Below are 23,343 nucleotides of genomic sequence, written 5' to 3' on the forward strand. Positions count from 1 at the left end.
GCCGCCCCCCAGCCCCACCCCCTCGCCTCCTGGCTGACCCCTCGTTCCCCGGCACCCGGCGCGCCTCCGGCCGTGGTGACGGTGGGAACGATGAATTTCGGTACCCGGACCCCAGCCCCCGAGGCCCAGCGCATCGTCGCGCGTGCCCTGGAGCGCGGCGTGCCCTTCTTCGACACGGCCAACTCGTACAACCATGGGGAGTCCGAGCGCATCCTCGGCCGGGCCCTGGCGGGCCAGCGCGGACGCGTGGGCATCGCCACCAAGGTTGGGCTCTCGCGCACCCGGGGCAAGCCCGAGGGCCTGGAGCCCACCCATCTGGTGAAGGCGGTGGAGGAGAGCCTGCGGCGGCTGGGCACGGACTACGTGGACGTCATCTACCTGCACGCGCCGGACGCGGCCACCCCGGTGGAGGACACGCTCACGGCCGTGCGCGGGCTGCTCCAGGCGGGCAAGGCGCGGCACTGGGGCGTGTCCAACCACGCGGCCTGGCAGCTGCTGGAGATGCGCGCATGGGGCGCCAGCAACGGCCTGCCACCGCCCGCGCTGTCCCAGGTGCTCTACAACCCGCTGGTGCGTCTGGTGGAGCTGGAGTACCTGCCCTTCGCGCGCCGCTACCCCGTGCACACCACCGTCTTCAACCCCCTGGCCGGAGGATTGCTGTCCGGCAGGTACGGGCCGGGAGACGCCATCGCCAAGGGCTCCCGCTTCGATGGCAACCGCCTGTACCAGGGCCGCTACTGGTCCGAGCGGCTGCTCGACATGGCCGGGCGCCTGCGCGGTGTGGCGGAGTCGGCGGGCCTGACGCTGGTGGAGCTCGCCTATGGCTGGCTGGCGGGCCGGCCGGGCGTGGACTCGGTGCTCGCCGGGCCCGGATCCGTGGAGCACCTGGACGCGGCGCTGGAGGGGTGTGCCAGGCCCCTGCCCGCGGAGGTCGCCGCGCGCGTGGACGAGGCCTGGCGGGACTGGCAGGGCACCGACGCCAGCTACGTGAGGTGAGCATGCTGGCCGTGGACGCGGAGACATTCGATATCTCGGGGCCGCTCGCGCACTACGCCGAGCACGGGTACGCACGCCTGGGCCGGGTGCTCGACACCGAGGGCCTGGAGTCCCTGCGCGAGCGCGCGGACGACTTGATGATGGGCCGGGTGAGCTACCCGGGCTTCTTCTGGCAGATGGACGCACCCTCGGGGCTCTACGCGGACGCGCCACTGGGGCTCGGCTGGCAGGGCCCGTCGCTGGACTATCGCAAGCTGGAGAAGCTGGAGAAGGACGCGCGCTTCCTCGCGTGGATGCAGAACCCCCTCTTCGAGCGCATCGTCCGCGCGCGCATCCCCGGCGACGTCTCGCTCTACCGGGCCATCCTCTTCCACAAGGGCGAGCGCGGAGGCAGCGAGGTGCCCTGGCACCAGGACGGGGGCAAGCTGTGGGGCCTCACGCGGGATCCCGAGCTCCAGGTGTGGACGGCCCTGGATGACGCGCCGCTGGACGGAGGCTGTCTGGAAGTCGTCCCCGGCAGTCACCGCTGGGGCCTGGCCACCGAGCTGGGAGGCGTGGTGCCGCCGGATCAGGTCGCGGCGCGCGGAGCCGAGGGGCTTGGCGTGGCACTGCCCGTGGTCGCGGGGGAGGTCATCCTGCTCCACAACTACGTCTGGCACCGCTCGGGGCGCAGCCTCACGGGCCAGCGCCGCCGGGGCTTCTCCGCCTGCTACCTGGGCGCGGACAGCCGCTGCGTGCGCAAGAAGAAGACCCCCCGGGTGTTCTTTCCCCTCTTCCGCCGCTAAGCCCAGCGCGCTCCGGAAGGGCGCTCGCTAAGCTCGGCCGCCCAGGCGGCTGACGTGAGGCGTGGGGCAGCCGGACATCCGAGCAGGGGAATGGACCCATTCCCATGATTCAACCCTACGTTTCACCACAGCGACGCCAGGTCCTGGGGTGATTTCACGTTTTCAGTGATGCACGTCAGGGAGACTCGACATGGGATTGTTGGATCGTTTGTTTGGACCGCGTGGCACCTCTCCGTCCACGTCGATGCCCACGCCTCGCCCGCCGGATCGTGGCGTCTCCGCCGATGAACAGGCGTTGGAGCGCTACCGCTACCTGCTGCGCACGGCGCCGCCCGAGGCCATTGAACGGGCCCACGCCGAGGCCTTCGCGCAACTGACGCCCGCCCAGCGCGCCCAGGCACTGCGGGAGTTGAGCCAGACCGTACCCGAGGCCGAGCGCGCCCGCGCGGATGACCAGCCCCAGACGCTGGCGCGGATGGCGACCCGCGCGGAGATGCGCCAGCCGGGCACGCTGGAGCGCGTCTTCAGCGGCGGAGGAGGAATGGGCGGCATGCTGGCCGGCAGCCTCCTGGGCAGCATCGCCGGTACCTTCATCGGCACGGCCATCGCCCATCAGTTCCTGGATGGCTTCGGAGACTCCTCCTGGAGCGACGAGGGCGGCCTGGATTCGGCGCAGGCGGATGCCTCCGAGCACGGAGACGACAGCGGGTTCGACGACGTGGGTGGCGGCTTCGACGGAGACTTCCTCGACGTGTGATGGCCCGCGGGCTCATGCTCCGCGCATGAAAAAGCTCCCTGGCTTCACGTGCATGGCGCTCCTGGTGTTGGGGGCCGCCTCGGTCCGCGCCGAGACGCCCCCTTCCTCCCCGCCCCAGGCTCCCGCTTCACACGCCCGGGTCAAGCGCCTGAAGGTCACGGTGCTCTCCACGATGCTCACGGACCTCAAGGGACTGGGTGAGTGGGGCTTCGCCGCGCTCATTGAGGCAGATGGCCATCGCATCCTCTTCGACACGGGCGCGAACCCCGACACGGTGCTCAAGAACGCCCCCCTGTTGGGCGTGGATCTCTCCACCGTCACCGACGTCATCCTCAGCCACAATCACGGCGATCACACGGGGGGACTCGTCACCCTGCGCCGGGAACTGGCGAAGAAGAACCCCGCCGCGCTCTCCCGCGTGCACGTGGGCCGAGGCATCTTCTGGAGCCGCGTCAGCGCCTCCGGCAAGAGCGGCGAGGGCAATTCGTTCCTCGCGGCCCGTCCCCGGTACGAAGCCACGGGCGGCAAGTTCATCGAGCACTCGGAGCCGGTGGAGCTCTTCCCCGGCGCCTGGCTCACGGGCCCCATCCCGCGCGTGCACCCCGAGCGCAACTGGAGCGGCAAGGGCAAGGTCCAGACCCCCGAGGGGCTTGTCGAGGACACCCTCCCCGAGGAGTTGGCCCTCGTCCTCGACACCGAGCAGGGATTGGTGCTCGTCACGGGCTGCGCGCACGCGGGCGTCATCAACACCCTGGAGCTGGCGCGCGCGCGGGTGCGCGAGGCGCCGGTGCTCGCGGCGATTGGAGGCTTCCACCTCTTCGACGCGGACGAGAAGACGCTGGCGTGGACGGGCGGCAAGCTGCGCGAGATGAAGCTTGGGTACCTGTCGGGGGCGCACTGCACGGGGATCGAGGCCCTGCACCGCTTGCGCGAGCTGACGGGCCTGGAGCGCGCCACCAGCATCGTCGGCTCCGTGGGCTCGTCATTCGAGCTGGGCAAGGGGTTGGAACCGCTCAAGATCGCCCGCTGATCCCTACCCGTTCCCGCGAGGCCCCCGACGCTCTGGAGTTCATTCGAGCAGGTGACGTCCTCCTGACGAAGCCAGGTAGCTCCGCGGAGTGGCCTGTTGCTTCCCGGTCAGCGGGGACACGCAACACAGCCGCGCACCCACTGAAGTTTCAAAAGGAGCAATGTTCATCATGAGCAAAGTCAAACTGACCACCAACCACGGCGATATCGTCCTGATGCTGTACGCCGAAAAAGCGCCCAAGACCGTGGAAAACTTCGTGCAGTACGTCAAAGACGGCCACTACGACGGGACGATCTTCCACCGAGTGATCAACAACTTCATGATCCAAGGCGGTGGTTTCGCGCCCGGCATGTCACAGAAACCCACCCGCGCTTCCATCCAGAACGAAGCCGACAACGGCCTGAAAAATAAAAAATATAGCATTGCCATGGCCCGCACCATGGAGCCACATTCGGCGTCAGCGCAATTCTTCATCAATGCTGCAGACAATGAATTCCTCAACCACAGTGGAAAGACTACTCAAGGCTGGGGCTACACCGTGTTCGGCGAGGTGATTGAGGGCCGGGAAGTGGTCGACACGATCACGGCTGTAGCGACCGGATCGAAAGCCGGTCACCAGGATGTGCCCAGGGATGACGTGGTCATCGAGAAAGCCGAGCTGGTTGAATGATACTTGCTTGATGCCTCGGTACTCTCCGAACGTCTGGAAAGATGACGTTCCCCAAGGGTCTGAATCCCGTCACTTCAATGCCGGGGGGGATGCGCGGCACCGTCTTTGTCTCCGCGTCGACGGCGATGTGCACGGGGTCACCGTCGTCGTCGGGCCGCGGCTGGGCGGTGACAGTGACGCCGACAGTGGCGAAGTCGGCGGCGACGACGGCCGCGTCGAAGATCACCGAGCCGATGAGGTGCCCCGATTGCTCGACGCGCGTGCGGATCTCGGCGCCGAGGCGCGTCGTGGCGGACGCACCGTCTCCCGTGTAGCCGACTTATTGGGTCCACAAAACCGCAGGCTCCCCCTGTGATCCAGCTCACTGCTCCTGTGTGAATCCCGTCACTTCAGTGCCAGGGGGGATGCGTCAAGGTTGGTGCGCCTCACGGGAGAGAACCATGTCTGTCTTCGATTTCAGTGGCTTGAGAGAAAGTGTTGCTTGGCCCATCCGGATGGCAACGCTGATGGTGGTCATCGTACTGGGTGCGTGCAATCGCGAGGAGATGCCGGGAGGCCAGGTGTGTACGCCTGGGGCCGGGCGGTCATGCGCCTATACCGGGCCCGCGGGAACGGAGGGCGTCGGCACGTGCCGGGCCGCGAAGCAGACGTGCAACGCGGCGGGAGCGGCCTGGAGCGAGTGCACGGGGGAGGTGCTGCCGCAGCCGGAATTGTATGCCAATGCGGTGGACGAGGACTGCGATGGCGTGGCGAGCCTGTGCGCTCCCGGCTCGCACGAGGCTTGCGCCTATACCGGGCCCGCGGGCACCGAGGGCGTCGGCGTGTGCCACGCGGGGGCGCGCACGTGTGACATCTCGGGCACCAGTTGGAGCGCGTGCACGGGGGAGGTGCTGCCGCAGCCGGAGGTGTATACCAATGCGGTGGACGAGGACTGTGATGGCGTGGCGAGCCTGTGCGCTCCGGGCTCGCATGAGGCCTGCGCCTATACCGGGCCCGCGGGCACCGAGGGCGTCGGCGTATGCCAGGCGGGATCGCACACGTGTGACATCTCGGGCACCAGCTGGAGCGCATGCACGGGGGAGGTGCTGCCGCAGCCGGAGGTGTATACCAATGCGGTGGACGAGGACTGTGATGGCGTGGCGAGCCTGTGTGCTCCGGGCACGACCGAGTCCTGCTACTCCGGGCCCGCGGGTACCGAGGGCGTCGGCATGTGCCACGCGGGAGCGCGCACTTGTAACGCCTCGGGCACCGCCTGGGGCGCATGCACGGGGGCGGTGGTGCCACAAACGGAGGTGTGTGGCAATACGCTCGATGAAGACTGTGATGGGCAGATCGATGACAGTCCTCCGTGCGCCGGATGGTTCTCGGCGGGCTCCATGACCCAGGTCCGTCTGACGCCTTCGGCCACGTTGTTGGCGGATGGCAAGGTCCTGGTCGCGGCGGGATACACTCCATACTCTGGCACGAGACTCGCGACGGCGGAGCTGTACGATCCCACCACCGGCACGTGGTCCGCCACGGGCTCGATGAGCGCCCCGCGCTGGGCTTACACGGCCACGTTGCTGGCGAATGGCTCGGTGCTGGTGTCTGGCGGGGTCGATGCCAATGGCTATCTCGGGACAGCGATGCTGTACAACCCCACCACCGGCACGTGGTCCGCCACGGGCTCGATGAGCACTCTCCGCGCGTACCACACGGCCACGCTGTTGGCGGACGGCAAGGTGCTGGTCGTGGGAGGATTCGATGGCGTCGGTACCCATGAGGAACTCAAGACGGCGGAGCTGTACGACCCCACCTCCGGCACGTGGTCCGTCACGGGCTCGATGAGCACCGGACGCGATCGCCACATGGCCGTGTTGTTGACCGATGGCAAGGTGCTGGTCTCCGGCGGGGGCAATCGCTATGTCGGATCTCTTGCGACGGCGGAGCTATACGACCCCACCTCCGGCACGTGGTCCGTCACGGGCTCGATGGTCACCGCACGCCAGTACCACGCGGCCACGGTGCTGGCCGACGGTCAGGTGCTGGTGGCAGGAGGGGCGGGGAATGGCTACCTCGCGACGGCGGAGCTGTACGACCCCACCCGGCGCACGTGGTCCGCCACGGGATCGATGACGACCGCTCGCTATGCGCACTCGCTCACGATGTTGGCGGATGGCCAGGTACTGATCTCAGGGGGAAATGTGGGTGGATCCAGTGGGGATACCTCGAAAGCAGAGCTGTACGACCCCACCCGACGCACGTGGTCCGCCACAAAATCGATGCGTATGAGCCGCTACTTCCCAACGGCCACATTGTTGCTGGATGGCCGGGTGCTGGTCACGGGAGGAACCAGCGCCGAGGCCGAGCTGTACGATCCCTCGCCGTGACACGGAAAGCGACACCTTGAGCTCGCCCCTCTCCCCTCAAGGGGAGAGGGGCTTCTTCGTGCACGCGGGCCCCGAGCCGGGCGACGGGACTCGAAGCCGTGGACGAGGCCCTTCCCTGACCGCGGCTAGCGAACACGTTAGGGCTCCACGGGCTGCAAGCAGGTATTCTCCTCAGTGGGCGGTAGCCGCACGAGGTCGGTGCATCAGCCCGAGGCTTCCCGACCACTCACAGTCATCAGCCCCTGGCCGTGAGCAACAACAATCCTTCACGCCGTGCGTGCGCTGTCCGCAGGGTGCGGGGAATGAACGCGAACAGCTCCTCGGGTTGGGTATCCTCGTTATTATTGCCACGCTCCAACCAGCGCCGGGCGCGCGTGAGCATCTCCTGGGTGGGCCGTTCGAGCACGGCCTCCACGAGGGGCAGGACCTGACCGATATCGCTCGCCCGAGGGCCATCGCTCATGGACTGGGTGAAAGTTGCCCCTCACCTGGAACTTCGTGCGTCCATCGACAACAGGGGCAGGGAGGCCTGTGGTGATAGGGTCCGCGCCCATGCGCTTGAGAATAGGCTGGGTGGTGCTCGTGGGGCTGCTCGCCGCGTGCGCGGGGACGGGCCCACTCGTGGACATGCCGCCCGAGCCCTCGGAGGAGAGTACGTCCTGGGACGAGGGCTGCGAGGACGCGCGCAACTTGGTCCTGGTGTGCCGGGAGCAGGGGTCGGAGTGCGGCCTGTTTCCCTGCCGGGACGTCTTCGCGCCCGAGGTGCTGCTGGCGTTCCGGGGAGGGGGCGGAGGCCTTCCCCTGTTCGGCGGCTCACCAGCGCCGAGGCGCTGGTGGGGGCGCGCGCCTCCGGGTTGGCCCGGGAGTGGTCAACCTGTCCTCACCTTCCGGTTCAACCGCCACTTCGCTCCGAAGCCGCCCCCTTTCATCCTGCCTCCGGGCCGGTGGGCGCGCCACCATCTCTTCCCCCAGGAAAAGGACCTTCGCGATTGGTTCCATCAAAGGGGCGTGCCCGACATCCACCAGTACACGATCCTCATCCCCGAACATCTCCACCTCGGTGTTCATGCGGGAGGAGGCCGAGGCGGATTGTGGAATCAGGCGTGGCGGGATTTCAGAGACACTCATCAACTGGCATCACCCGCGGAGATCTACCAGCACGCGGGAGCCCTGCTCTACCAGTTCCAACTGACGGGACCCATCGTGCCGTACCATGGCGGAGGCAGGAGCAGGTGATGCGATGACACGGTTCTATCGACTGCGAGCTCCCAGGAACTCGACGTACACGGGCGATCTCGACGTCCGACGCAAATGGGGTGGACTCCCCGGCGTTCGATGTCCCGAGTGTGGGGCGTCGTGGTCAGGCAGCGCCACGGCCTATCCAAGCGTGGATCTGTCCCTCTTCGACGAGCGGAAGTTCTTCGCGAAGGCCAGGCCGGAACCCTTCGATGAATTCGTGAGGCTGCGTGAATGGGTGCGGCCTCTCGTTCCACCGGGGGCTCGCCTGCTCCCGGGCGCCGAATTCGGTCCACTGGAGGGGGTCGCCACCGGCACCTTCGGTTCGTTCTTCCTGCATTTCGGTGGAATGAGGCTGATTCGCCGGGAGGCCCTGGAGCAGTTGTTGGCCGTGGGCGTGAGGGGCCTGCGGGCCTTCCCCTCGGAAGTGCGTTTTCAGCAGGAGAACGGCTCGGAACTCTGGGAGTTGGAGCTCTATCCCCGCGGGCGCCTGCATCCGGACTGCACTCCGGAGCGGCCACCCGCCTGCCCTTTATGTGGCCGTGATTATTTTGGCTTCCCGGACGAGCCCGTGCTGGACGCGGCCTCGCTGCCCACGGACACGGACCTGTTCGTCCTGAGCGACTTCGAGACCATCCTCATCGGGACCGGGCGGTTCGTGGACGCGGTGCGGCGCCTGGGCCTGGACGACATCGACATCCGCGAGGTGCCGGTCCGCTGAGCCGCACGGTCGGGCGGCCTCACCGCGCACTCGGCCTCCGGGCGGAACAGCTCCTCGAAGTCCACGGTCCCCTCGAACGCAATCAATGCGCCGGGACGGGAAGGATGGGGTCGGGACGGAGCCTGAGGTCGTGTCAAACATTGCCCCACCGCCCACGGGTCCACCCTTGACCGGCGGAATCCCCCTTTCGTAGGAGGTGACCATGCGTCTCCGCGCGTCCATCGCACTTCTGCTCCATGTCTCAGCCTGCGCTACGTCAGCGCCCAGCCCACGAGAGCCAGCGGCCCGAGACCCGAGGCTCGCCAACCTCCAGCGAGCGGCGACGCTGCCCTGGACGGACGAGGGGCGGTGCGCCGTCCGCGAAGCTTCCGAGCCCTGGCCCGTGCTGGCGGAGCGGTGCTTTCATGCCCTGGACCATGACCGGCTCGAGGTTCACGACCCCACGGGAAGATGTGCGGTCGCCTCCGCGGGTGCCGCTGCCGTGGGGCTCGGGGCCTGCGCCCTGGCGGCACCGGAGATTGTCGTGGGAGCGGTGGTTGTGGCGGGTGTTGTAGTGGTGGGCTTCGCCATCAAAGAGGCCTTGGATGCGTATGAGCTGAAATGGGCCGATCCCGAGGACGCAAGGCCCGTGGCTGAAACGCGCCCCGTGCCCGAAACAAAGCCCGTTCCGCAAGAACCCTCGCCAAAGAAAAGGCCCAAGCCGGAGCCAAGAGGGCCGGAGTTCCCTCCCGTGGGGCCAACCGAAACCTCGGAGCGAGACCGCCACCCGGAGTGCATGCCCGTTCCAGTGCCACACCGAGGCGGAAATAACGAACACAACAAGTGCGCCGACAGAATTCCGTACAACAGCTTCTCCGGTTGGGACGTGCTCGTTAATGGCAAGCAATTCGATGCGCTGCAACTTGCCACGCGCACGTTGTGGGACGTCAAGACGGATGATTTTGAAAAACAACCGCCTCGGTCACAAGACTTCATTGTAAAGGTTAAATTGCCGGAGTTAAGGCGAGAGAGAGCGTTAGCAGAAGCATGTGGATATGATTTTGTCATCGGAGTTCGCAGTCGGGCACACAAACAAGCGTTGTTCCGAGCGGACCCCACCCTCAAGGTCGTTATCATGGATTGGTGTTGAAATGTCGACCACCCAAGACTATTTCAACCTCGTCGTCTATGCACCGGCGCTCGTGGGCCACGATGGGCGCCCTCTCGCGGTCGTTCACGGTATGGAGCGCTCAGTTCCCGGCTTGCGGTTGGGGTGGACGATTTCTGAAAAAGAAGACCTCATTGCATTGCCTGCTCGCGATGAGTGGGTCGCGTCAGACAGGACAGACGGCGGGTTTCCGTTCCTCTGTAATGATGACGACCATCACGTCGTGACACTTACCGGGTGGGAAAGCCCGGCAGGCCCCTGCGACGAGCCGCAGTTCGAAGTCCATGCGAGGCTGCCAGTGAATGCCACGGTGGTCGCGGCAGCGATGGGTGTATTGGAGGTGGTGGCGGAAGGCGCACACGCCCGTTGGGGGCATATGACGCCCTTCGGTGCAGCGGGGGACATCGCCGAGCAGACGGCGCCCACGTTGGCCGGGCCACCTTCTCCACCCCGGGGGCTACCAGCGCTCAAACTCTTCCAGCACATCCGCGCGCCGGAGATTCCCTATTACCTGGGGTGGCTCAACTACTGGTCGGATGCTGCCGCACGGGCCATCGGCTTTCCGGACCCCGCCCGCGACGCGGATTTGCTCTCACGGGCGCGGCGCACCGCGACGGGCGGTTGGGTCGTGCAGCTCACCGATGCGCCGCTCGACCTGGACAATCCCGCCCACCTCGACGCACTCAGGCGAGCTTATGAGCGCTTCCCGGAGATTGGCGGGCGCGCACCACTCAGATGATAAGGCCCTTGCTCGCTCTCCCGCTAAAGTGAGGGGATGACCCAGGAGGGTGGGGCCAACCGACGAGCAAGGCCATGCCCTCCTGGATTCCTCCTCTTGGTGTTCACAGCGCTCAACAACATTTTAGGAGCATGGGCAGGATGGCGAGAGATGAACTCCCGCCCCGCCTGGCCCGCTGGAAGGAGACGGCAATGAGACGCAAAGTGCTCGCACTACGCAAGCTTGGTGTGGACAAGGCGAGGACCCAAGACTCGATGCTGCATATGGATTCAGGCCTCAGTCTGCTCGTCTGCGCAGACGGAGGCACGACGCCACCGGCAAGCAAGTAGGATGCTGTTGAATGAGAAGCCGCGAGCGGCGGAACACATCGCTCCGACATCGCGGCTTCTCATCCTACCGGCAGGATGATGGAGAGAGGGGGGCGCACGCGCATGGAAGGCATCGAGCGGAGGGCACGCAAGGATTTGTATCTCTTCACCCTGCTCCATCCAGAGCGTTACGAGGGATTGGAGCGCTACCAGACTCGGCTGCCGGGATTTGGAGAATACCTCGCCCCCCTGTTGCCAGCGGGCTGGCGGGGGGCGCCACAGGGCATCTGGTACACCGTGGTGCCTCCGAAACACCGCGTGCCCACCGCGGGCTTCAAACTCCACCTGTCCGCCATCCCCGAGCACGCCCGGCCCCTGCTGTCCGCCATCGTGCCCGTGCTCGTGGAGGAAGGCGTCACGTTCAAGGTCCTGGTCGATGACGCCATGCTCGATTTGAATAACTCAAGCATCCGTTCCAGCGGCTCCTGCGGGAAGTTCGTCACCCTCTATCCGCGCGACTCCCAGCAATTCTTCCGGCTGCTCGAACGCCTGGAGCCGGTGACGCGTGACTTCGTGGGTCCCTACATCCTCTCGGACCGGCCCTACCGCGACAGCAAGGTCCTCTTCTATCGCTATGGCACGTTCCTGCCATCCGGGAGGATCAACCTGCACGGCGAGCGGGATGCGTCCTTCCTGGGCCAGGATGGACGGCTCGTGGAGGATCCCCGACTGCCCTACTTCTCTCTTCCCGAAGGCGTGAGCGATCCCTTCCCCGAGGCGCCCGGCGACGAGGACGAGAGCGGAGCGTTGAACGGGCGCTACGAGCCCCTGTCTACCCTGGGCACCTCGAGCAAGGGCGGCGTCTATCTCTGCCGGGATCTCCAGACGGGGCGAGAGGTTGTCATCAAGGAGGCGCGGCCCCACGTCAACCAGGGACGGCATCAGCCCCATGACGCCGTGGCGTGCCTGGAGAACGAGCGCCGGGTCCTGCGCGTTCTGGAAGGCACGGGCGCAGCTCCACGGCTGCTCGACTCGTTCCAGGAATGGGAGCATCACTTCGTCGTGATGGAGCGGGCGCCCGGCCTGAGCCTCGCGCAGTGCATGGGCCGCGACCTCTTCGGTCTGACCCTGGAGGGAAGTCCCTCCGCCGAGCGGGTCCGAACGTACCTCGCGGCCTTCACACGCCTCGCCCGCCAGCTCATCACCCACGTGCGGGCCATCCACGCCCAGGGCGTGGTCATCCGGGACCTCGCCCCCCAGAACATCCTCTTCGATGCGGACAGCGGACGGGTGACCCTCATCGACTTCGAGTCCGCCTACAGCGAGCACGCGGAGGTCGCCAGCCCCCTCATCCCCCTGGCCACTCCCGGCTTCGGCCTGGATCTCCATCCCCCTCCGCTCCACGAGAAGCCCACGCGACAACAGGATCTGCGCGCCCTGGGCCGGGTCCTGGGCGATCTCCTCCATCCCGTGGCCCCATTCTTCGCGCTCGCGCCCGAGCGCCGCCAGCCCCTGCTGGAGCACTTCGCCCGGGAGCGGGGCATTCCCGAGGTCTTCCTCCGGCTCGTCTTCGCCGCCGAGGAGCCCGCCCGGTTCGACGCCCTGCTAGACGAGGCGGAGCGGACCGTCCCGCCCCCTGCCTCGCGCTACCACCCCCGGCTGGACGCGGCGGCCCTGCGCGCGCGCATCGACGGAGCGGCCCACTCCATCGAGGAGCAACTCCGCCACGAGGCGGATCCCCTCGACCTGCCCACGGACTACCGGCGCTGCGTGACCAACCGGCTGGGCGTGGCCTATGGGGCCTCGGGCATCGCCGTGGCGCTCCAGCGCATGCGAGGCGCGGCGCCCGAGCGGCTCGTGACGGCGCTCGTGGAGGAAGCGGCCCGGGCCGATCATGCGCACTACCCGCCCGGGCTCTTCGTGGGCATGGCGGGCATCGCCTGGAGTCTACTGGAGCTCGGTCAACGCGAGGAGGCCGAGCGGCTGCTGGCCACGGCCGCGGAGTCACCACTGCTCGGCCAAGGCGCGGACCTGTTCTATGGCGACGCGGGCTGGGGGCTCACCCAGCTCTTCTTCCATCACCGGCTGAGAGACGCCCGCGCCCTGCGTCAGGCCCTGGACGCCGCCGCGCGCATCGAGGCAAAGCTCGAGAAGACCCCCACGGGCCTCCGCTACGTCAACCAGGGCGACGTCTACTGTGGGCTCGCCCACGGGAGCGCGGGCATCGGCTACTTCCTGTTGCGACTGTACGAGGCCACGCGCGAGCCCGCCTGGCTGGAGCGGGCGCGGGCCTTGCTCGATCACGACCTGGCGCGGGGACAGGAGCACGACAGCGCGCTGCGCTTCCCTCGCTCGGAGCGAGAGCCGATCATCTACCCCTACTGGGCCATGGGCGGGGCGGGCCTGGGCGCGCTCGCGCTGCGCTTTCACGCGGTGATGGGTGAGCCACGCTACCTCCAGACCGCCCGGCGCATCGCCCAGGGACTGCGCGGCCAGTACACCGTCTTCCCCTCGCACTTCTATGGCATGGCGGGACTCGGCCACTTCTTCGTGGACCTGCACCAGCACACGGGCGAGGCCGAGGAGCGAGAGGAGGCGCTGCGCTTCGCCGAGCGCTCGCTGCTCTTCGCCATCGACCGGCCCTCGGGCTGGGTCTCCCCAGGCGAGGGGTTGCTGCGCGTGTCCACCGACTATGCCACGGGCTCGGCCGGCATCGGAGTGTTGCTGCACCGGCTGCTCGCGGGTGGAGGCGTGCCCTACCTCGACTTCTGAGCCAGGGGCGTGTGTCCACTGCGAATCAGCGCTCGGGAGGTCGTGAGGACACGCGGTTTCTCAGTGAGGGCCGTGGGCTGCCTGGCCCGAGTCGCCCTCCTTCCCTGAGTGGGTAGAACCGTCGCCTGGCGGCAGGCCCCTCCCTGGCTCACTCCGCGCCTGCTTGGGCACACACACTGCAATCGCTCGTGGCGGACACGGAGGTCCGAACATGGGTCGAGAACGGGGCAGAGGATGGTGGACGGGGGCGATGGCGGTGCTGTTCCTGGTGGGTTGCGGTGACGTGGGGGACCCGCGGACCTTGGCCCCCGAGGAACCGGACTCAGCCGAGGTGCGGCCCCAGCGCGTCGCCACCGTGGAGACAGACCCGTCCCCGCCAGCGAGCTGCCTGCCACGCACGGACACCTATGTGCGCGCCTCCTCCCCGAGTGAGGACAGTTACGTCTCCCAGGGCGAGCCCACGCTCAATTTCGGTGAGTCCACGGAGTTGAGCGTGGATGGTTCGCCCCGGCTCGAGTCCTACCTGAAGTTCTCGCCCTACACCGAGGGCCTCGCCATCCGAGCGGCGCGGCTGGAGCTCACCGCCATCGATGGCACCTCGGACGGTCCGCGCCTCTACCGGACCGGCGATGACTGGACCGAGACCGGGCTCACCTGGAACAACCGCCCGTCCCCGCTGGGCGGCGTCCTGGGCAACCTCGGCGCCATCAGCGCCCACTCCCGGGTGTCGTACGACGTGACGGGGGTGGTGACACAGGATCAGGACTACAGCTTCGTCCTGGTGCCGGACTCGAGCGATGGCGTGAGGTTCTACTCGAGCGAAAGCATCACCCAGGCGGATAACATGCCCTGGCTGGTCGTCACGACGGAGAGCCCGCCGTTCTGCACCTACAGGGGCTCGGGCACCGGTGGCCGCACCGCGTGGGCGCGGCAGATTGGAGGCACGGGCGCCGAGTCGGTGGAGGTGGTGGCCCCCCATCCCCAGGGCGGCTTCGTGGCCGCGGGCCAGTTCGGTGACGCGGTGTTCACCCAGAACGAGGGCTTCGCGCTCGCGCGCTATGACGCGGAGGGCGCGTTCCAGTGGTCGCGCGTGGTGGTCACGGACGACGTGAGTGTGACGGACCTCACCCTCACGTCCCTCGGCAACATCCTCGTGGTGGGCCGCTACCACAACGCGCCCGACCTGGGTTCGGGCCCCCTCCCCTCCGCTCCGGAGACGCAGTCCTGGATGTCCGGCCTCTTCATCGCCAAGTTCTCCCCCGGGGGGACGCTGGTGTGGGCGCATGGCTTCGTCGCCCGGGACGCCGAGGGCGTGCTCCAGCGCGTGGCGGCGCGGGAGGTGGCCACGGATGCCCATGGCAGCCTCCTCGTCACCGGGGGCTTCGCGGGCCGGATGGACCTGGGTGGAGGACCGATCGATTCGGGCTCCACGAGCTCATCCGGCAACGCGCAGAACACGGGGGGCTTCGTGGCGAAGTTCTCCTGGGAAGGCCAGCACCTGTGGTCGCGGGCCCTGAGCACCCACCAGGTCGGCCAGTATGTCGAGGGCTGGACCGTGTCCACCGATGCGGCGGACCATGTGCTCCTCGGTGGCTCGGCGAGCGCCATGACGGACCTCGGGGATGGCCCCCTCGGGGAGGATGGGTGGCTCGGCGAGCCGGTTCCCTTCCTGGCGAAGTACACCCCCTCGGGCGTTCTGCTGTGGAAGCGCGTGTTCCGCGGGGCCGCGGGCGAGGTGCGCAGCATCCAGCCTCAAGGCACGGACCGCATCGCCTTTGGCGTCAACATCGCGGGCACCTTCACCTTCGCGGGACAGTCCTATGAAGGAGAGTTCATGGAGAGACTTCCCGCCCATGGTTTTCTCGGAGCCATGACCGCCGCGGGCGGCGACGCGTGGCTGCGCTCGGTGGGCAGTCCCGTCTCCCTGGACGAGTTCGCCGTGGGGCGCGACGGCTCGCTCCTCCTCTCCGGCACGGGCTACGAGGCGTTCGACGCGGGCGGCGGGTCGCTGGGCTTCGCCTGGGGTTCTCCCTTCGTTCCCACCAACCGGCCCTTCGTGGCGCGCTACACGGCGGAGGGCACTCACCTCTGGTCCCGCTCCTTCGATCAGGGCCGCTCGATCGACCTGGCACTGCTGACCGATGGGGACGTGGTGCTCGGCACCCCTCTCAGACGGATTCTCTCCCTCGACGGGCGCACCTTCACGCGCCTGCGGACTGTGTCCATTGCGCGCACAGTGCACCCAGGCGGCATCTGGCCGAGGCCGAACTGTCTCCATGGACGACAACGAGGCCCTGCAGAAGAAACTGCGCAAGCTCCAAGAGAGCCGTACCGGCAGAGCGAAGCTGCGCGAGCGCGTGGAACATCAACTCGCCCACCTGAGCAACCGAAAGGGCCCCCGCGCGCGCTACCTCGGCGCGCGCAAGAACACCTTCGACCTGCGTCGGCTCGCGGCGGTGCAGAACCTGGAGACCATCTCGCGCCGCTCAAGCCGCCCCACTTTGAAAGTCGTATCTTCCACCTAACCTGTTCGGTGCTTTAGGCGGTGGTGAGAACTTACGCGGGCATCCCTTCGTCCAAGCTCATCCAGGAATTGGGTGACAGCGGCAGCCGGCCAGAAGGCAGTCGTGCCAAGCGGGGGATGTTGGGGTACTCTCGCTGCGTGGGCATCCCGCTCAGCTCCGCCAGGCGCAGTAGAGTCAGCCCATTCATGAACAGGGCGCCATCCGTGCGGCGCGCGTCCTCCTCGTAAAGTTCCTTCTGGCGGAACAGACGGGCACGCTCCGCAATGACTTCGATCAAGGTCTTCTGAAAGTCATTTGCGTCTCTGTGCAAGATCGCCCGACATACATGGAGGTAAGGAGCATACTCGCCCTCGACTACCTGCTCCCAGCGATCCAGGAGCGACTGGAAGTCATGGTCTTCGCCTGCGTGAAGGCGCAACAGGCTCTTCTGCATAAAGCGGTGCAAGAGGAAGTCGTCCTCGTATTCGCACCGTGGCTCGTGCCGGTCCGGGGTCAGCCGCGCCAGTTCCACCGCGAGGTCCAACTGGCCGGCGGCCACCGCATCGACGAAGGAGAAGTTCCTGCTCGCGCAGGTGGTGAGGGGGTGGAAGACTCTGCCGCCCGCAGCAAGGCGCAGCAGGTGGGCGTGCACGAGCGCGGACTTGCAGAGGAGCACCTGGAAGCAATCCGCCCGGGCTTCAGCGAGCATCGCACACAGCGCGAGCCGGTGATACATGAAGGCGGCCACACCGTACGCGGTGCCTGATTGCTCGGGCTCGGCCTTCACCGCGATGGCCTCCAAGGTACTGCTAAGGGCAAACCAAGCGTTGTCCTGAATCGTCTCCAAGTCCATGGTCTTCTCATGTTTTGCGGCTAGCCGACGACGCGGCACTTCTCGCCCATGGCGATGTACCGAATGCCGGTGATTTCGCTCCGCTCCAAGGTGGCACGCAAGTCGTCGCGAATTATGAGGAGGCGTGGCATTACACTCGGGCGGAAGAGCTTGGCATCAGCTGGAATCTTGTCCGGGGTCAGGTAGAGCAGGAAAAGGGCTTCGAACTGGCCGGGCGAGACGATTGATTTCTCCCCCCGGGTCCTTGTCATGTCGGCGCAGTCCTGGGTGCCGATGACATTGGCGATGAAGCAATCTTGGGCTGCGACACGGCCCTTGTGATTATAGAGCATGAAGGGGAGGAACTCGATCTCCACCCCGGCCTCTTTTTCGAGCAGTGTCTTGAGTCTGCCAGTGACCATGTACTGCAAGATGGTGTTGGGAATGACGTCCGGGACGACCAGCCCGCGGTGGCGCTTTGCCATATCCAGCCTGACGCCCATTGGATACCTGTCTGCCATTCGGACCCCCTCGCTTACTGGCCAGGAAGTCTTTTTCAAAGGCCTGGGTAGCTCATCAATGAGGCAGCTTTCGTCATTGATGTCCTGAACAAGGATGAAGTAGTCGTATGTGGCGGCAGTCATGGATATGAGAGAACGCACCCTCACGTGGTGGTTGGAAGAGAATCACGAATTCGGCACGAATCAGCCTAGGGCGGAGGCAGGCCCGTTTCTTGAGGATTTAAAGACATCATCCAGCGCGAGGTACTTGTATTTGCCAGACAAACCCTCACGAAGACCCTCCTTCCGTAGTATCTTCCGGAGTCGCTTGGAGTGGTTCTCGAACTGGGACTTCCAGGGTTTGTTCTGGGCTTCGGACATATCGGGATGCCCTTCCTTCTTCTCCTGCTGCTTGCCCGCAGCTTTACGTACGGATTCGACGCGCTGTTTAACCTCGGCACTGTAGCCGTGGTGCTGGTTGACATGGGCAGGCAGCAGGAAGACCCATCCGAGCAGAGGTTTGGTGGGCAAGATGATAATGTTGAGGCCCTTGTTGATGTTGTACTTGAGCTGCTGCAGCAGGCTCATGTCCTCTTCGAAAACTCGGTAGAGGACGTCGGTTGGGATGATGTGGTGGGCCTCATGCGCCCAGGGCTGCTTTCTGCCTGACCAAAAATTGTTGCCAGACATGCCCATGTCCCATGCTCCGGGAGTCACCAGGGGGTTGTTCTTGTTCTTTCGTCCAGCCATGCGCATCCCGACTTCCAGCTTTTTGCCCGCTTTCCTGTCCTGTTTTGTATCCGTGGGCTTAGGCTTGTATTTGAATCCGAGTGCGGCCTCAAGCCTCTGCCGTGGGGGGCCATGCTTGTGGAAACGCAGGTTGTACCAGTGCCGCTCGTTGGCCACATGGTACTCGATGGCGTTCTCCTTATGGTTGTGACCGTCGAAGAGGCATTTGCGTCTGTAGTCGTCGGGCCTACTCTTCGCCCAGACGCAGCGGGTGACACACCCATTCTCCTCGCCCGGCTGGTGGGTGTCTTTCGTTTTCAGCTTGGCCATGTGGCGATTCTTTTCGGCCGTGGCCGCCTTTCCCTCTGCATTCTCGGCAGCTTTCTCGAGCTTCTCGGAGTCCAGCGTCTTGTTGGCCAGTTGCCGAGCTTGCTTCGCCTCCTCCTTGACCCGACGGGCGTTGTCCGCTTTCTCCTTATATTGCGCGAAAGCCTCTCGCAGCGGATCCGGTCTCTTCGTGCTCATAACGTCACCTCTTTGGGGCTGACGACCGATAGGTATCCTCAAGGATCAGGGCGCCTCGGGCCTTGTCATTCCCCAGTAGTAGGACGAGGGCACTCCGGCTTCCAGCATACCCCCGTGCGAACCCGCGGACCGCGAGACACACGGACGTGGCACCAGTAGCCGCGCCGATCTCCCCGAACGAGTCGGGAGGATACCATTGCCGGAAGTCCTTGGGCATGACCGACGATCGTAATCGCACGAGCGCGGTGCCGAACTCCCGGGCCCGCAGTTCGTCGCCATTGAGGTTGACGATGGCGAGCCCTGGTTGCGCCTGGCTTGTTCGGATGCACTCCTCTGTGGCGGTCGTCAGGGCCACGCCTTGAGGAAGGGTGTCTTCAGAGCGGTCGAATGACTCCTCCACCACGGATGCGCAAGCCAGCACGCCCTCGGCGCGTGCGCCGCGAGCGCGGGCGGCGTCCGTGCGCTCCAGCAGGATGAAGGAGGCCGCCTCGCCCGGGAAGAAACCGGAGGGACTCTCCTCCGTTCGGAGTAGCCCCAGTTCATAGACATTTGCCAGTGCAGTGCCATACACGTACGAGTCGATGCCGCCGACGATGCACCGGTCGAGTTCGCGTGAGCGGAGTCGCTGTATCGCCTGTCCTACTGCATCAGCGAAGATGGCAGGCCCACCGTAGAAGAAGGAGCGCAGCGCGGGCGGAATCACCAGTCCGTTCAGAGACAGCAGTTTCGGCACCAGATATCCTTCCAGCTTCTCCCGGAGCGCCCGTTGCTCGTCGAAGTGTGTCTGGAGCACCTCCCTTGCGACATCATCGGGCGCTGGGCCCTCTGCCAGTAATTCGAGTTGACGCTGCCAAGTGGCGTAAAAGTGTCCTGGCAGACACACGAAGAAACCAGTGCGCGGATGGTCCGCTGGGCGCAGGTCCGAGTAGTCAATCAGGTCCGTCACGGCCGTGTCACCCAGCCGCAGCAGGCGTCCGATTCCATCGAAACCATCGGTGAGGCCTCGCACCGCGTGCCCCTTCAAAGGGACACTTTCCAGTGTGTCGAGGTCTGGTTCTTCTATGTCGAGCTGCGTCCAGCGTGTCATGCCGACGCGCGCGGATGCGCAGCTCGCCACTACATCCAGTCCGAGTGAAGTGGTCAACCCCAGGCCGGTGATCGCAATATCCCTCATGGACAAGAAGGTCGGCTCAAGAGGCGTCATGAGATGGGCCGCTCCGCGAGTGGTCGGGAGAGCAGCGCAGGCGGGGCAGCACGTATCGCCTCCATTGCTGCGAGCTGGTGGCGGGCGAAGGTCCGGGTGCGCAGTTGGAAGATTCCCTGGCTGCGGAGGGTCACCTCCAGCGCCAGGGCATGCCTCCGCCGCATCGGCTCCGTCCAGAGCCCTTGCAGCAGGGACGCAGGGGTCCATGGACTGCCGCGCAGGTACCGCACCGCCGGGTCGAACTGCTTCCGCGCATCCGTCCACCACGCATGGATGGCATTGACGTTGGGCAAGGGCATGCCATTACCCGGGGCGGGGTGCTGGCCTGGACCCGAAGGCTCTTCATTCAATTCTTCATCTTCGGTGAAAGCGTCTGGAGCCTCGGCGACGAAGCGTCCGGCGAGCACGAGCCCGGTGATGGCGGAGAATGCCTCCGCCGCCAGGTGACCCGCCTCGGTATCCAGGTGTTCCAAACATGTCTCGGCAGCCGACACGTACCCGCTGAATCCCAACGCCCACAGCACATCGGGGCGGCACCTGGGCTCGTCGAGCAGGCTCCGGAGCAATGAGGCGCCGCCAGGGCCTGCACCCAGCGATAACAGCAACAGCGGCAGGCCGAGGTCAGGCCCGCGTGCCGACACAAGCAGCCGACAGACTGTCCAGGTTTCGCGATGACCGGAGAGAAGCCCGGCAACCAGGGCGGCATCGCGCACGGCGGGCTCGGGAGAGGACAGGGCGCGCTGCAGCACATGCCAGTCTAGCCGAACCTGGAGACGCGCTGCTGCGCGTAGGGCCGCAGCGGCCACCGAAGGCTCCCCATTCAAGACGAATTCTTTCAGCGGGATGCTGGGGGTGATGGCATGCGCGCCGAGCACTTCCAAGGCCAAGGCCCTCAGTGGCAACGTGCCCTCGGCGAGGAGGGACTGTGGCCAAGCCGGGAGCGCACGAGGGTCAAGCAATTCCAGAGCGCGCCGGATGGAGTTGACCATGGCGGGGCTTGCTTCCCCGAGGATGCCAAGCACCGCGTCAGGCCCCCAGCGCCAACCACCGCTGAGGAGAGCGAAAACAGCGGCGGAGAGGCGCTCGGGCTCGTCGGAGGCAAGTGCCGGCTTCAGGAGCCGCTCAGCGACGTACTCGCCCCCGAGAACGAGCGCATCCAGCCTTGCGAGCAGCCGCTCCTCGCTTTCCGCGACATCGTGCAGCACCTCGTCGGGTGCGGCGAAGGCCCGTTCCCACTGCCCCCAAAAGAAGGCCGCCTCGTCGAGGTGCTCCTCGTAGTTGCTCCAGTTCAGAATGATATCGGCCCGGATGTGCATGGGCTAATTGATCTCGACCGAGCCACCCTTGATGCGGTGGGTGCCGGTAGCACTCGTTTCCAGGGTGGTTCCCTTGATGACGACTTTGCCGTTGCGCCGGAGGGTGATGCTTGCCGCACCACATCGGATGACAACCTCCTCCTGGCCTTCGATGATTACCCGCTGGCCGTCGACCCACGATTCCAGCGGTCTGCGTGCCTTCGGGCCCTGACTCTCGAGCAACTCATCGAGCAGGGGTGTCGGACTCGGTTCCTGGATGAGCCCCATCAGGAAGGGGCGACGGGGATCACCGTTCTCGAAAAGGAGGACCACTTTCTGATGACAAGCAGCTGCATTCCGAAGGGTTGGTGTATCCAGCGCCGCCGCGAGCTGCGCGATCACCGGCCCGGCGGTATTACCCTCGAAGTCGACCAGGGGTCTCCCAGTCCCATCGATGCCGGATAGCCAACCGGATCGACTCCCCAGGATGGGCTCGCGCATCCCCTCTATTGGTTTGGTGTCCAGTTCTGGCTTGTTCACGTGCGACCCCATCTCATGTTCTCCCCCCCATCGTTGGCCCGACTAGAGATCCTTGTCGCACACGGCGCACTTGGGCTCATCGTCGCCCTTGTTCATGGCGATGACAGGCCCCTGAATGAGAGGGAACGGTGGCGTGTTCTTGTCGTTGTGAAGCATCAAGTCGAAGGCGCGCGCCACGTTCTTACCCTCGAACTTCACGTCGAAGGAGAAGTTGACGAACTCGGCCTTGCCCTTGGTCTTGCTGGAGGCCACGCCGCCCCCGGCAGTGCCCGCCTCATCACCCGTGCTGGTACTGAAGTTCGAGTCCTTCACGCACACCGGGTTACCCGCCACGGACACCTTCTTGGTGCCCTTCGCGGTGTCCGAGGACTGCGCCACGTTGGGGTAGGGGATGGGCACGGGCCCGGCCGGGCTAGGCGTCTTGCACACGTCCGGGAACGCGGCGGTGATGCCTCCGCTGTCCTTGGTCACCACGGACATCTTGTTAACACCAGTGTTGACGGGCATGTCGTCCACCTCCAAGTGGGAAGAGATTACCACGCCGAATCCACGCGGCGTGAACACAGATCCGCTCAAGGAGTCGAATGGGCAGCGAGCCGGAATCAATCCAGGAAAGCTGGAAATGGGCCTACCGCTCAGACCTTCTCGGTCGGGAAACACCCTCTGCGGTGATACGTAGGCCGCGCACATCGTGCATGCCCTCACGAAGCACCAGATGGCCGCGCCACAGCAGCAGGACCTGCTCCGTTTCCATGTCGAAGGTAACGGTGTCCAGGCGCATCTCGGGCTTCATGTCCCGCGCGCTGGCCAGCGCCACGGTGATCCGTAACAGCTCGCTGGACCCCGTCGTGACGAGAGAGGCGGGAGCGTGAGACGTCCAGGGAAGAAACCTGGAGGTGCACGTGGAGAAGGAGTTGGAGCAGTTCCGGTAGGAGGCGCAGAGACTGAGAGCGGGACGAGCGAAGGGCTCGGGCCCCTTTCCCGAGCCGCTCAGGGCGTTCGCGGTGCGCTACCTGGGGCAGGCGTTGGAGAAGGGAGAGACGCTCAAGTCGGTGGTGGAGAGGCTGGGAGTGTCGGAGCCGACGCTGCAGGCGTGGAGGTGGGGGCAGACGCCTGGGAGAAAGGCGCGAGGGAGGGAGCCGAGGCTCGCGGGGCTGGTGCCGGTGGTGGTGCACGAGGAGAAGGCGCCCGCGCGGCCGCGAGAGGGCACTACCTTGGCGGTGGTGTCTCCAAAGGGCTGGAGGGTGGAAGGGCTGGGGGTGGAGGAGACGGTGGAGTTGCTGCGCAGGGTGGCGTGCTGACACTCACGCGGGCGGTGCGGGTGTACGCCAGTGCGGTGCCGGTGGACATGCTCAAGGGGTTTGATGGGCTGAGCGCGCTGGTGGAGCAGCAGTAGGGAGGGCAGTTGCTCAAGGGCGACGTCTTCCTCTTCGTGGGACGGTGTCGCCAGCGGGCCAAGGTGCTCTACTTCGACGGCACGGGGCTGGTGCTGCTCACCAAGCGCCTCTTCAAGGGACGCTTCGCGCGGCCGTGGGCCCAGGCCGGAGCGGTGAGCGTGGAACTGACAGTGGCCGAGCTGTCCCTGTTTCTGGAGGGGTGCGAGTTGGCGGGGAGGTGGAAACTGTCGCCGCCAGCCTTCGAGGAGAAAGAACTTGCGGTGGAGGCGGCCGTGTAGCACTACCGC

The 23,343-nt window shown here is 66.0% G+C and carries 22 protein-coding genes and 2 pseudogenes; 15 read left to right on the forward strand and 9 right to left on the reverse strand.

Annotated features, from left to right (window positions below; all coding sequences use genetic code 11):
• The first annotated feature begins 90 nt into the window (after nt 1-90).
• From MEBOL_RS38155 to MEBOL_RS38185, 6 genes are all read left to right on the forward strand, one after another.
• Nucleotides 91-996, forward strand: coding sequence for an aldo/keto reductase (locus MEBOL_RS38155; RefSeq protein WP_245919234.1), 906 nt, complete (start codon nt 91-93; stop codon nt 994-996).
• 2 nt (nt 997-998) lie between these two features.
• Nucleotides 999-1,781: a phytanoyl-CoA dioxygenase family protein gene (locus MEBOL_RS38160; RefSeq protein WP_095982016.1), complete on the forward strand. Its 783-nt coding sequence runs from the start codon at nt 999-1,001 to the stop codon at nt 1,779-1,781.
• Nucleotides 1,782-1,971: 190 nt separating this feature from the next.
• A complete protein-coding gene (locus tag MEBOL_RS38165) occupies nt 1,972-2,538 on the forward strand; it encodes a hypothetical protein (protein WP_157823916.1) in 567 nt (188 codons plus the stop codon).
• A gap of 25 nt (nt 2,539-2,563) precedes the next feature.
• Nucleotides 2,564-3,568 (forward strand): MBL fold metallo-hydrolase, encoded by a 1,005-nt coding sequence (locus MEBOL_RS38170; RefSeq protein WP_218920852.1) that lies wholly within the window; start codon nt 2,564-2,566, stop codon nt 3,566-3,568.
• A 169-nt stretch (nt 3,569-3,737) separates the two neighbouring features.
• A complete protein-coding gene (locus tag MEBOL_RS38175) occupies nt 3,738-4,238 on the forward strand; it encodes a peptidylprolyl isomerase (RefSeq protein WP_095983261.1) in 501 nt (166 codons plus the stop codon).
• Nucleotides 4,239-4,678: 440 nt separating this feature from the next.
• Complete coding sequence (locus tag MEBOL_RS38185; protein WP_218920853.1) at nt 4,679-6,607, forward strand: Kelch repeat-containing protein; 1,929 nt, start codon at nt 4,679-4,681, stop codon at nt 6,605-6,607.
• Nucleotides 6,608-6,842: 235 nt separating this feature from the next.
• On the opposite strand, the gene MEBOL_RS38190 is transcribed toward MEBOL_RS38185, so the two are convergent.
• Nucleotides 6,843-7,070: a hypothetical protein gene (locus MEBOL_RS38190; RefSeq protein WP_095982021.1), complete on the reverse strand. Its 228-nt coding sequence runs from the start codon at nt 7,068-7,070 to the stop codon at nt 6,843-6,845.
• 89 nt (nt 7,071-7,159) lie between these two features.
• On the opposite strand from MEBOL_RS38190, the gene sitA6 reads away from it, so the two are divergent.
• The 7 genes and pseudogenes from sitA6 to MEBOL_RS42065 all read left to right on the forward strand — a co-directional run.
• Nucleotides 7,160-7,843, forward strand: a complete 684-nt coding sequence (sitA6, locus tag MEBOL_RS38195) for a SitA6 family polymorphic toxin lipoprotein (protein ID WP_095982022.1) — start codon at nt 7,160-7,162, stop codon at nt 7,841-7,843.
• 4 nt (nt 7,844-7,847) lie between these two features.
• Entirely contained in the window at nt 7,848-8,564 is a 717-nt protein-coding gene (gene sitI6, locus MEBOL_RS38200) for a SitI6 family double-CXXCG motif immunity protein (protein WP_095982023.1), read from the forward strand.
• 523 nt (nt 8,565-9,087) lie between these two features.
• Nucleotides 9,088-9,693: a DUF6310 domain-containing protein gene (locus MEBOL_RS38205; RefSeq protein ID WP_342747708.1), complete on the forward strand. Its 606-nt coding sequence runs from the start codon at nt 9,088-9,090 to the stop codon at nt 9,691-9,693.
• 1 nt (nt 9,694) lies between these two features.
• Complete coding sequence (locus MEBOL_RS38210) at nt 9,695-10,450, forward strand: DUF5953 family protein (protein WP_095982025.1); 756 nt, start codon at nt 9,695-9,697, stop codon at nt 10,448-10,450.
• A 431-nt stretch (nt 10,451-10,881) separates the two neighbouring features.
• Entirely contained in the window at nt 10,882-13,530 is a 2,649-nt protein-coding gene (gene lanKC, locus MEBOL_RS38215) for a class III lanthionine synthetase LanKC (RefSeq protein ID WP_095982026.1), read from the forward strand.
• Between the two features lie 250 nt (nt 13,531-13,780).
• Nucleotides 13,781-14,383: pseudogene (locus MEBOL_RS43435) on the forward strand (CBM96 family carbohydrate-binding protein); the annotation flags it as partial.
• 1,357 nt (nt 14,384-15,740) lie between these two features.
• Nucleotides 15,741-16,055 (forward strand): annotated as a pseudogene (locus MEBOL_RS42065) (transposase); the annotation flags it as partial.
• A gap of 31 nt (nt 16,056-16,086) precedes the next feature.
• On the opposite strand, the gene MEBOL_RS38225 reads toward MEBOL_RS42065, so the two are convergent.
• The 8 genes from MEBOL_RS38225 to MEBOL_RS38260 form a co-directional block, all read right to left on the reverse strand.
• Complete coding sequence (locus tag MEBOL_RS38225) at nt 16,087-16,887, reverse strand: immunity 49 family protein (RefSeq protein ID WP_095982027.1); 801 nt, start codon at nt 16,885-16,887, stop codon at nt 16,087-16,089.
• 20 nt (nt 16,888-16,907) lie between these two features.
• The gene (locus tag MEBOL_RS38230) at nt 16,908-17,510 is read right to left on the reverse strand and encodes an imm11 family protein (protein ID WP_095982028.1); all 603 of its coding nucleotides are present in this window, start codon (nt 17,508-17,510) and stop codon (nt 16,908-16,910) included.
• Nucleotides 17,511-17,570: 60 nt separating this feature from the next.
• Nucleotides 17,571-18,620 (reverse strand): AHH domain-containing protein, encoded by a 1,050-nt coding sequence (locus MEBOL_RS38235; RefSeq protein WP_095982029.1) that lies wholly within the window; start codon nt 18,618-18,620, stop codon nt 17,571-17,573.
• 4 nt (nt 18,621-18,624) lie between these two features.
• Entirely contained in the window at nt 18,625-19,824 is a 1,200-nt protein-coding gene (locus MEBOL_RS38240; protein ID WP_095982030.1) for a hypothetical protein, read from the reverse strand.
• Complete coding sequence (locus MEBOL_RS38245; protein ID WP_095982031.1) at nt 19,821-21,140, reverse strand: TIGR02270 family protein; 1,320 nt, start codon at nt 21,138-21,140, stop codon at nt 19,821-19,823. Before MEBOL_RS38245 ends, MEBOL_RS38240 begins: the two co-directional genes overlap by 4 nt.
• A gap of 3 nt (nt 21,141-21,143) precedes the next feature.
• Entirely contained in the window at nt 21,144-21,659 is a 516-nt protein-coding gene (locus MEBOL_RS38250; protein ID WP_245919236.1) for a DUF6484 domain-containing protein, read from the reverse strand.
• 42 nt (nt 21,660-21,701) lie between these two features.
• Complete coding sequence (locus MEBOL_RS38255) at nt 21,702-22,166, reverse strand: DUF4150 domain-containing protein (protein WP_095983262.1); 465 nt, start codon at nt 22,164-22,166, stop codon at nt 21,702-21,704.
• Between the two features lie 121 nt (nt 22,167-22,287).
• Complete coding sequence (locus MEBOL_RS38260) at nt 22,288-22,476, reverse strand: hypothetical protein (protein ID WP_095982033.1); 189 nt, start codon at nt 22,474-22,476, stop codon at nt 22,288-22,290.
• A gap of 187 nt (nt 22,477-22,663) precedes the next feature.
• Between MEBOL_RS38260 and MEBOL_RS38265 the strand changes: the two genes are divergently transcribed.
• Together MEBOL_RS38265 and tnpB are read left to right on the forward strand one after the other, a co-directional pair.
• Nucleotides 22,664-22,960, forward strand: coding sequence for a hypothetical protein (locus MEBOL_RS38265; protein ID WP_095982034.1), 297 nt, complete (start codon nt 22,664-22,666; stop codon nt 22,958-22,960).
• 104 nt (nt 22,961-23,064) lie between these two features.
• Entirely contained in the window at nt 23,065-23,334 is a 270-nt protein-coding gene (gene tnpB / locus MEBOL_RS38270) for an IS66 family insertion sequence element accessory protein TnpB (protein WP_095982035.1), read from the forward strand.
• The last annotated feature ends 9 nt before the right edge of the window (nt 23,335-23,343 follow it).

The organism is Melittangium boletus DSM 14713, from assembly GCF_002305855.1.
Lineage (GTDB): Bacteria > Myxococcota > Myxococcia > Myxococcales > Myxococcaceae > Cystobacter > Cystobacter boletus.